Raw genomic sequence first — 11081 nt, 5'->3', positions numbered from 1 at the left:
AATGTTTTTAGGATAATAAAAATTAAGAATATATAAAAATAGTCAGAATACATAGGTGTTCTGGCTATTTTTATATTCTGAGTAAATATTTACAAATTAAAACAATAAGTGTAATATTAGGGATAAAGGAGGTGCTTTATGAAAGTATTTGAAATATCTGTGTTGGTATTTTTAATAAAGGATATAGATTCAAAGGATTCTTTTTCAAAAATAGCGGAATTTATTGACAGTGGAATGGCAAAAAGATCAGAATTATTAGAATTACATAATAAAAATACCTATAAAAATTATTGTTTTTGTTCATTTTATCCATTAGAAAAAGACAAAATTCATAAGAGAGGAAATAATTATACAATAAGAATAAGAACGGTAGATTATGAATTGGCTAATTTTTTTAATAAAGAATTAGTAAATCATTTTAACGACAATATAAAAGCTTTAACATCAACAATAAGAATATTACCCCAAAATCATATAGAGAAAATTTATTCTATAACACCTTTGGTATTAAAAACTAATGAAGGATATTGGAAGGGAAATATTTCTTTAGATGATTTTGAAAGAAGGTTACAAGAGAACCTAATAAAAAAATATAATTCATTAATGAATACAAAAATAAATGAAGATTTTCAGCTTTATACATCTATAGAATTTAATAATAAAAAACCTGTAGCTATAAGTTATAAAGGGAAAAAGATTCTTGGGGATAAGCTTACTATACATATTAGTGATGATAAAATTTCTCAACAATTAGCATATATGAGTTTAGGAATAGGAATGTTAGAAATGAATGCTCGTGGTGCAGGGTATATGAATGTTAAATACTTATAAAGGGAGGTGATGATGTGTTAAACCAAGCTTTAGCAATATTTAAAAAAGAGTATGAAAAAAAAGGAGATGCACTTATTCTAGACGAGTATATTCCAGCTGACGGAACATATGTAGTAGTTAAGCCTAGTGATGATGGATTTTTGATAGAGGATGCTGTAGATATAAAGTTAGATAAAAAAATGAAAACAATTGATAGAACTCAAAGTCAGTATATGGATTTTATATGTTTAGCTGACTATTACAGTAAAGTAACAGATATGAATAAAGCAATATTATCAAGTAGTGGTAAAGTAATACAAGGGAATAATTATTTATCTTTTATTATAAAAAAAGAAAGCCTTACCAATGGGAAGCTTACAGAAGAAATTATAGATAAATACTATAGCTATTTAGAAAATCCTAGATTAAAATATGATAAAAAAGCTAAAGCACTAGATTTATACCAGTTAGCAGAAGAAAAAGTAGGACAAGTAAATCAAGAGCAGTTAAATAAAATAAAGGTATGGATTAAGGAAAATTTGTTTGCATTATTTAAGGAATATACAGGTAAGGATTATCTAAAGATATTCTTTTATTATCCTGAGGATTATAAAAAAGAAAGTGAAAGATATTTTATACCTAATATATATAACAACAATGATTATAACCAGAAGGTAGGAAATATGATCTATGGCCTTCCTAATGACAACATGGGACTTAATTCAAAAAAGCCTTATTTAGAGAATAAAACGAGAAAAGTTACATTTCCATATTTGATTGACCAAGAAGAGGTACTTTATCAAAAAAAGTTTTTTGATTATTTAATGAATCAGGCTTCTGCTGGAAAATTGAATATTTATATGGGAGAAGAAATTAAGACGTTAGATAGTAAAAATTCTTTAGATGATAAATTTAGTGGTATTTTTTTAAGGATAAAAAAAGGTAAAGAAGTAGAAATTCAAGATTATGATATTATTTCTAAATTTAATCCTAATTTTAAAGATCCATTTGAATATAAGAATATATTGGGAATAGATTATGATAGATTAAATGCTTCATATGAAAAAATAAAAACATTAAAAGGTATGGAAAAATTTGTTAATGAGGTAATGTTTAGTAAATATTTAAGTTCTAATTACTTCACTGAACCAAAAGATATAAAAATAAATGATGGAGTATTAAAATTTAATATATTGATGTGTAGAACAGAACTTTTTAATTGGTTTTATAAAGGAAATGGAAAAAATATATGGATATTACTTAAAAAAGCATCATTAAGCTTAGTCAAAGGGAGTATTAAAAACGGCTACATGACAAAAGCAGCTGATCAGTTTAACTTTAGATTATCATTAAAAGAATATTTTGAAGGAGGGGAAGAAATGACAGATGTGATATTAGAAATGAAAAATAAGTTGAGAGAAAAAATTTCACAAAAGAATACTAGCTTTATAGAAAACGATAGAGAGTATTTTTTTGCAGTAGGGCAGTTGGTAAGCTTTTTTATATCTAGGAGTAAAGGAAAGAAAAAGCCTCTTTCACTTGCAAATCCATTTATTAATGCCAAAAGAGACAAAGTGATAAAAGAGAAATTAAAGGCTTTGTATAAAAAATATAATTATGACATAGAAAGCTATAGTTTTAAATTCAAAGGATTATATGCTATGGTTATGTCCTATGAGTTAGAGAATAAAATTGATGAAGATATGATTATTGCGGGGTATTTACATAGTAATTTATTATATGAAAAATTAGAAAAAGAAGAGCCAGATAAAGATAAACAAAAAGAACTAGGGACAGATTATGAGGAGGTAGAGGAGCATGAATAAAAGAATATATGGAATTATTGGGATATCATCCATTATGTCTAATTGGAATGCGGATTTTACAGGCTATCCTAAAACTATATCAACAGGTGAGATTTTTGGAAGTGATAAAGCATTAAAATATCCTATGAAGAAAATGTGGGAGAGTGAAGGGGAAAAAGTTTTATATATAAAATCTATGAAGTTATCAGAAGATAAAAAAGGTGAAATAGATTTAGTTCCAAGATCTTTAAAAGAAAGATATGAATATATTTTTGATGAAAAGGATTTAAAAGAAAGTAAAGATAGTAAAAAAGTATTAACGAATTTATTTTCAGCCATAGATGTTAAAAATTTTGGAGCTACCTTTGCAGAAGAAGGAAACAATATATCCATTACAGGAGCAGTTCAAATAGGACAAGGGTTTAATAAATATGAAGACTCCTATGCAGAAGAACAGCAAATATTATCTCCATTTCGCGATGCTTCAGAAAAAAAGAAGAAAAAGAAAGATGATGAAGAACAAGAAGAAGCAAAAAGTTCTACACTAGGTAGTAAAATTGTAAGCAATGAGGCTCATTATTTTTACCCATTTACAATTAATCCTACAGCATACAATGAATTTATAAAGTTAGGTGTAACAGATGGGTATACTGAAAATGATTATCAAAAGTTTAAACAAGCAGCACTTTGCTCTGCAACTTCTTTTGCTACAAATGCTAAGGTTGGATGCGAAAATGAATTTGCATTATTTGTTGAATCCGAAAGTAATACTTATCTACCAACCCTTTCAGAGTATGTAGCATTTGAAAAAGGCGAGGATAAAAATACAATAATTCTAAAATGTGGAGATTTACTAAATGCTTTAAAAGATAAGATCGAATCAGTAGAAATTTATTATAATCCATATACAACAATAATTGATACGGATATAGAAGGAGTTAAGAAATATAATATATTTACAAAGCAAGAGGTGTAAGATATGGATGTTATAAAATTTACCCTAGAGGGGAGATTTGCTTTTTTTAAGAAACCAGATGTGAATACTTATCTATATTTTACTTATGGAAATATTCATAAGGTGGCTCTTTTGGGAATGTTTGGAGCCATATTAGGCTACAAAGGATACAATCAAATGAGTTTTAGTAAAAAATACAAAAATGATTTTAAAGGCTTACTTGAAGATAATGAAGGATATTACCCAGAATTTTATGAAAAACTAAACTACTTAAAGATAGGAATTACTCCTAAAGAGGTTCATATTAATAAAAAGGTACAAATCTTTAATAATTCTGTAGGATATGCATCTAAGGAACAAGGCGGAAATTTAATCGTAAAAGAGCAGTGGTTAGAAAAACCAAGCTGGGATATTTATATAGCTATTGAAGACGAAGAAGGAAAAAAGCTGGCTAAAGCATTGATAGATAGAAGCTTTGTTTATATACCCTATTTAGGTAAAAATGATCATTTAGCAGATATAAAAAATATTGAATTCATAAAAGATGTGAAAGAGATCAATTCATTATCTATGATTAATAGTTTATTTAGGAAAGATGATTTTGAAATCGTTGAAAATGATGATTTTGATGACTTTGATGAAGAAGATGTTCTTATATTCAAATATGAAGAAAAGCTTCCTATGAGTTTGGAAAAAATGACAAATAAGTATGAATTAGAAAGTTTTGTTTATACAAATGCAAATTTAAAGAAAAAGGGAAGTACTTCTGTTTATAGTATATGTGGTAAGAATATAGTATTTATTTAGAAGAAGGAGGTTTTTATACCTCCTTTAATCATATGAAAAGGGGAATCTTATGTATTTTGATTATCATAAAAAAATGGATATTGGTGATTTTATAAATAAGAACTATTCAATATATGCTCATAAAAAAGATGATAAAAATGAAAAATTAGAGGAGCATATTGAACTTTGCGTGAAATATTTTTTGGGAATTGTGAAAGGAAAGAACTTAGAACAGGTTTTTGAAAAAATAGAAATAGCATTTTTAAAAGATTTTTCATATGAAGGAATAGAAATATTTAAAGAAATGATTTTAAATACTATTACATTACATGATATGGGTAAGGTAAATCCTTATTTTCAAAAGAGTAGATTAGACAACGATTTAAATATAAAAGAATGTGAAAAATATAAAAACTATCACCATTCTATGCTCTCAGCTATTTTCTATATGGATGTATATTTTAAAGTAATAAGAAAGCTTGAAAAAGAAGAAAGAAACCTTTTATTAGATTTTATGATGATGAATGCATACGTAATATCAAGGCATCATGTGGAACTGAATTCTTGGGAAGAATTCAAGAAAAAATTTGAATTAGATGGAGAAGGAGAAAAATTAATTGACGAACAACGTATTTTATTTGAAAAAACCCTTGGTAAAGAAATAAATATAAAAATAAAAAACATAAATAAGATATTTGAAATTATTGAAAAAGAGCATAAGAAATATAATAAAGATCAGCTTGTTTATAGATATATATATGAAAGACTCTTATTATCTATGTTAGTTGGTTGTGATTTTTATTCAACATCAGAATTTATGGAGGATGTTGAGATCAAAGATATTGGGGTTATTAATAATATAGAAGAATTTTATGGTGTATTTAAAGAAGGTGATATATATAAATTAATCCGAAAATATGATGAAGAAGAATATGGCAAAACTAAAGATTTTTCAAATATAAAAGATATAAATATATTAAGAAATGAGCTATTTTTAGATGCAGAAAATAAGCTTATAAATCATATAGAATCAAATATTTTTTATTTAGAAGCCCCAACAGGTAGCGGAAAAAGTAATGTTGCCACAAATTTAAGCTTTAAACTACTTGAGGAGGATAAAAGCAAAAACAAAATATTTTATGTATATCCGTTTAATACCCTAGTAGAACAAAATATAAATATTTTGGAAAAAGTATTTGAAAAAGAAGAGAACATACTTGACAAAATTGCAGTAATCAATTCAATTGAGCCTATAAAGATGGATAAGAAAGTTAGTAAAAGTGAAGATACAAATTTGGATGATTATAAAGAAGCTTTGTTAAATAGACAATTTTTAAATTATCCAATGGTACTTACAACCCATGTGACCATCTTTAAATATTTATTTGGAACATCCAAGGAAGATGTTTTTCCTCTTCACCAATTGGCAAATAGTGTAATTGTATTAGATGAAATTCAAAGCTATAAAAATTTAATATGGGGAGAGATTATCACTTTTTTAACTTGTTATGCAAAAATTTTAAATATAAAAATAATCATCATGTCTGCAACCCTACCAGACTTAGATCAGTTATCTCTTTCAAGAGGGAATACTGTTAAATTAATAGAAAACAGAACAAAATACTTTGAAAATCCTATATTTAAAAATAGAGTGAAAGTGGATTATGATTTATTACAAAGTGAAAATATAATAGATGATTTATATAATCATGTAAAGGAAAAAAGTGATACAGATAAAAAAATTCTCATCGAATTTATTAGCAAAAATTCAGCTTATAGTTTTTATAATCGATTAAAAGAGGATGATGAAATATTATGTGCTGTTGAGCTTATGAGTGGAGATGATAACATCGGAGAAAGAGATCGAATTATAAATGAGGCTAAAGAAATGAAATCCTTAATATTAGTTGCAACACAGGTTGTAGAAGCTGGGGTAGATATAGATATGGATATTGGTTACAAAAATATTTCTATGCTAGATAGCGAAGAACAGTTTCTTGGAAGAATCAATAGATCTTGCAAGAAAGAAGAATGTACAGTTTGCTTTTTTAAGATGGATGAAGCTAAAAATACTTATAAGGATAGATCTACATCATATAGTGATATAAGAATCAATAAGGATTTAACACTAGAGAATGAAAGTATAAAAGAAATTTTAAAAGGAAAGGATTTTGATAAATTTTATAACTTGGTTATTGAGAGATTAAAAAATGCAACAGGTGGGTTGAATGAATTAAATGTTGAGAGATTTTTTAATGAAGATGTTAAAAACTTGGATTTTAAAAAAGTTGAAGAAAGATTAAGCTTGATTAAGGATAATGAAAGTAAAATATCTGTTTATTTAAGCAGTAATCTTATTGTAAAGGAAGAAAAGCTCAACGGGGAAGAGTTATGGCATGAATATAAGGAGTTATTATTTGATGAAACAATGAATTATTCGGAGAGAAGGGTTAAATTATCTCAAGTTAGATCAAAAATGAATAACTTTATATATGAGATCAAGTGGAATTATGGTTTTCCTTATAATGATCGGGTAGGAGAACTTTATTTTATTGAGGATGGAGACGATTATTTTAAAGAAGGCAAACTAGATAAAGAAAAATTTGCAAGTGGAATAGGAGAGTTTATATAAATGAGAATAAATGGTACTTTAATAAACTATTATTTTCATTGCAAAAGACAGTGTTATCTCCATGGAAACAGACTTAATCTTGAAGATAATAGTGAAAATGTAAAGATAGGAAAAGCAATACATAAAGAAAAGGAATCTAAAAGTAAAAATAGTGAAATTGCAATAGACAATATAAGAATTGATAAGCTTACAAATGAATATTTAGTAGAAATCAAAAAATCAGATGCGGATGTAGAGGCCTGTAAGTGGCAATTGTTATATTATTTAAAAATATTAAAAGATAAAGGAATCAATAGAAAAGGTAAATTAGAATTTGTTGAGAAAAAGAAAGGAAATAATAAGATTCTATATTTTGAATTGAATGATGAAGCATTACAAGAATTGGATCAATATGTATCTGAGATCGATTTATTAATCAATGGGGATAAAATTCCACCAGTCTTAAATGAAGCAAAGTGTAAGAAATGTGCATATTACGAATATTGCTATATATAGAGGTGAGTATAAATGGGGAGCACAAGATATATAACATCTATGGGTGAATTAACGAGAAAGGACAATTCATTATGCTTTAGAAAAAATGGAAAAAACGTATATATTCCAGTAGAAAATACAAAAGAAATATATTGTTTAAATGAGGTAAGCATCAACTCAAAACTACTAGATTTTTTAGCAGCAAATAATATTATTGTACATTTTTTTAATTACCATGAAGGATATAGTGGAAGTTTTTATCCTAGAAATCAATATAATAGTGGAAAGCTTCTGGTTAAACAAGTGGAGACTTTTAATAGTAAAAGGTTATGTGTGGCTAAATCTATCGTAAATGGTATAGGGAGTAATATAGCAGAGGTATTATATCACTATTATAAACATAACAAAAAAGAAGTTAAGAATACTATTGATTGGATCAATAAAGAATTTGTTCAAAGAATAAATGAAAGTAAAGATATACATCAGGTTATGGCAGTAGAAGGGGAGCTATGGCAAAGATTTTATGGGGAATTTAAAAATATATTACCAGAAGATTTTATCATAAATAAAAGAGTAAAAAGACCGCCAGATAATCCTATTAATGCTTTAATATCTTTTGGAAATACTTTGTTGTACGCAAAAACTATATCTTCAATATATAGGACACACTTAGATCAAAGGGTTAGTTTTTTACATGAACCCTCAGAAGGGAGATTTTCTTTAAGTTTGGACATAAGTGAAGTATTTAAACCTGTCATTGTATATAAAACTATATTTGATTTAGTAAATAATAGAAAATTGCAAGTAGCCAAACATTTTGATAAAAAAGTAAATTATTGTTTATTAAATGAAGATGGAAGAAAAATATTCATAAAAGCATTCGAGGAACGTTTAGAATCTGTATTTGTTCATCCTAGATTGAAAAGAAAAGTTAGCTATAGAACTGCAATTAAGCTAGATTGTTATAAATTGATTAAATTCATAATGGAAAATAAAGAATTTGTTCCATTTAGTCTTAAGGAGAGAATGTAGATGGGTAAAAATTTGAATTATAATTATGCTTTCCTTTTCTATGATGTTAATGAAAAAAGAGTTCAAAAGGTCTTTAAGGTTTGTAAAAAGTATTTATCTCATTTTCAAAAGTCTGTTTTCAGAGGAGAAATGACTCCATCTAAGCTGATTTCTTTGAGAACAGATTTAAATAGAGTTATTAATAAGAATGAAGATTTTGTATGTATTATAAAATTGTTAAATGGTAATGTTTTTGATGAAGAAATTTTAGGAATGCAGAGTAATAATACAGGAGAGGATTTGATAATTTGATTTTACCAAGTGAAGTATATAGTTTAACAATGCAGATGTAAGCATTTTCAATAGATTAGGTGGAATCTTAAATAAAAAAGTCAAAAATTCAAAATAGGTTGGTAAAATTTTTAAGAAATGTTGAAATATAGACATTTATAGTGTATACTAATATTTAAGAATAGCTATTTTACTAGTATTGAACCCCAACATAGGATGTATTTAAATCCAATAAGTAGCTATGCAAAAGTCATATAACAGCCAAAATTGAACCCCAACATAGGATGTATTTAAATAATTAACAAAAGAAATTATACAACAGATTGAAAGCATTGAACCCCAACATAGGATGTATTTAAATGCAGTATTATTCCCTGAATATGTTTCAAGAACTGTAATTGAACCCCAACATAGGATGTATTTAAATAAAAACAATTTCTATTTACACAGGTTCTAAATTTAATTGAACCCCAACATAGGATGTATTTAAATTTATAGACAATGGGCTCTTGAAGTCCCTGGAGTAGGATTGAACCCCAACATAGGATGTATTTAAATACTAATGCTGACCTTTATGGACAAACTATTGTAATTGAACCCCAACATAGGATGTATTTAAATGCTTATTGAGTGTGGGAATAGTGCAGGAGAGATCGATTGAACCCCAACATAGGATGTATTTAAATTGGAGATTGATTGCTAAAAGCAATTAAACCAATAGCTATTGAACCCCAACATAGGATGTATTTAAATCCTATATATAAGTCTGTAAATGTTCCACTGGAAATATTGAACCCCAACATAGGATGTATTTAAATTATGGTACAGTTTGCCCATCCATATATTGATGCGATTGAACCCCAACATAGGATGTATTTAAATAGAGATAGCAGACCAATTAGGATATTCAAAAAGACAATTGAACCCCAACATAGGATGTATTTAAATACTAAAGGGGGTTTGACATGGGGAATGAAATGAAGATTGAACCCCAACATAGGATGTATTTAAATTCTTTTAATACGTCATTATCTTTTACTACAAACATTATTGAACCCCAACATAGGATGTATTTAAATGTTGCTAATGCTGTAACTGAAAAAGGTGTGTCTGATTGAACCCCAACATAGGATGTATTTAAATGAATAGATTGGAATGATCCAGATGCTCAAACATGGGATTGAACCCCAACATAGGATGTATTTAAATTAGTATAGGTGCAGCAACAATTCATTATACTAATCCATTGAACCCCAACATAGGATGTATTTAAATATGAAGTAGCTTGGCACGCAGGAGACGGCAGAGGAATTGAACCCCAACATAGGATGTATTTAAATTCTGTAAGGGAAAGCTTTATAGAATATGCAGAACTAATTGAACCCCAACATAGGATGTATTTAAATAAATGGTTGGACAGGAACAGGGAGTTTAACATTGATTGAACCCCAACATAGGATGTATTTAAATCTGTTACGCCTTCGCCTGTTGTTGTAAGGGAACTATTGAACCCCAACATAGGATGTATTTAAATTTTTTTTCTGCATTGTATAAAAAAGTTCAAGATAAATTGAACCCCAACATAGGATGTATTTAAATAAATATCTAAGTTGTGATGATAAACAATATGATGCTAATTGAACCCCAACATAGGATGTATTTAAATGAAACTAACAGATATTCATCAGCGGATAAATCGGATTGAACCCCAACATAGGATGTATTTAAATTATTAATGCTAAACATATAGATAGAGATGGTAAAATTGAACCCCAACATAGGATGTATTTAAATAAATTAATCATGTCCTTATTCATGCTAACTTTTTCATTGAACCCCAACATAGGATGTATTTAAATGTACACAGTGGATCAAGAAAAGAAAAGAAATACTAATTGAACCCCAACATAGGATGTATTTAAATAACATGGAAGTAAATTCATAATCGTTGGTACTCCTTATTGAACCCCAACATAGGATGTATTTAAATAGAGAAAATAAGTAGTTTTATAGATGAAAATATCATTGAACCCCAACATAGGATGTATTTAAATGCATACATTTATATTATTTTGCATTGCATCTATTCCATTGAACCCCAACATAGGATGTATTTAAATGCTATTTCTTTATCTGTTCTTCCCATCTCAACCATATTGAACCCTAACATAGGATGTATTTAAATGATTTTCTTTTCCCTTTTATATATTTGCTAAGTATATTGAACCCCAACATAGGATGTATTTAAATACGCTTCTTATCTCCAAATGTAGCTAAAGTGTTAGTAGAGAATTTTGGAATCGCAGGTATGGGAACT

General features: G+C 27.5%; 8 protein-coding genes and 1 CRISPR repeat array. All 8 genes read left to right on the top strand.

From position 1 onward, the window contains the following. Nucleotides 1–138 precede the first annotated feature (138 nt). Genes cas6 through cas2 form a run of 8 tightly spaced genes read left to right on the top strand, consistent with a single transcriptional unit; the run spans nucleotide 139 to nucleotide 8785 of the window. Nucleotides 139–831, top strand: coding sequence for a CRISPR-associated endoribonuclease Cas6 (gene cas6 / locus EK368_RS12450; RefSeq protein WP_129600187.1), 693 nt, complete (start codon nucleotides 139–141; stop codon nucleotides 829–831). A 14-nt stretch (nucleotides 832–845) separates the two neighbouring features. Further along, the gene (gene cas8b, locus EK368_RS12445; protein WP_129600185.1) at nucleotides 846–2636 is read left to right on the top strand and encodes a type I-B CRISPR-associated protein Cas8b/Csh1; all 1791 of its coding nucleotides are present in this window, start codon (nucleotides 846–848) and stop codon (nucleotides 2634–2636) included. Next, nucleotides 2629–3591, top strand: a complete 963-nt coding sequence (locus EK368_RS12440) for a type I CRISPR-associated protein Cas7 (RefSeq protein WP_129600183.1) — start codon at nucleotides 2629–2631, stop codon at nucleotides 3589–3591. Before cas8b ends, EK368_RS12440 begins: the two co-directional genes overlap by 8 nt. 3 nt (nucleotides 3592–3594) lie before the next feature. Continuing rightward, nucleotides 3595–4377, top strand: a complete 783-nt coding sequence (cas5b, locus tag EK368_RS12435) for a type I-B CRISPR-associated protein Cas5b (RefSeq protein ID WP_129600181.1) — start codon at nucleotides 3595–3597, stop codon at nucleotides 4375–4377. A 49-nt stretch (nucleotides 4378–4426) separates the two neighbouring features. Further along, nucleotides 4427–6988: a CRISPR-associated helicase Cas3' gene (gene cas3 / locus EK368_RS12430; RefSeq protein ID WP_129600179.1), complete on the top strand. Its 2562-nt coding sequence runs from the start codon at nucleotides 4427–4429 to the stop codon at nucleotides 6986–6988. Continuing rightward, nucleotides 6989–7483 carry a CRISPR-associated protein Cas4 gene (cas4, locus tag EK368_RS12425; RefSeq protein ID WP_129600178.1) on the top strand — a complete coding sequence of 165 codons (495 nt, stop codon included), beginning with the start codon at nucleotides 6989–6991 and terminating at the stop codon, nucleotides 7481–7483. It abuts the gene before it with no gap. 12 nt (nucleotides 7484–7495) lie between these two features. Beyond that, a complete protein-coding gene (gene cas1b / locus EK368_RS12420) occupies nucleotides 7496–8494 on the top strand; it encodes a type I-B CRISPR-associated endonuclease Cas1b (protein WP_129600176.1) in 999 nt (332 codons plus the stop codon). After that, the gene (gene cas2, locus EK368_RS12415) at nucleotides 8495–8785 is read left to right on the top strand and encodes a CRISPR-associated endonuclease Cas2 (protein WP_129600175.1); all 291 of its coding nucleotides are present in this window, start codon (nucleotides 8495–8497) and stop codon (nucleotides 8783–8785) included. Nucleotides 8786–8962: 177 nt separating this feature from the next. Beyond that, a CRISPR array of direct repeats spans nucleotides 8963–11014; the repeat unit is 30 nt; unit sequence ATTGAACCCCAACATAGGATGTATTTAAAT. Nucleotides 11015–11081: the final 67 nt, after the last annotated feature.

Origin of the sequence: Anaerophilus nitritigenes, from assembly GCF_004138215.1 — a bacterium.
Classification (GTDB): Bacteria; Bacillota; Clostridia; order Peptostreptococcales; family Thermotaleaceae; genus Anaerophilus; species Anaerophilus nitritogenes.
This window is presented reverse-complemented; position numbering and strand designations above follow the sequence as displayed.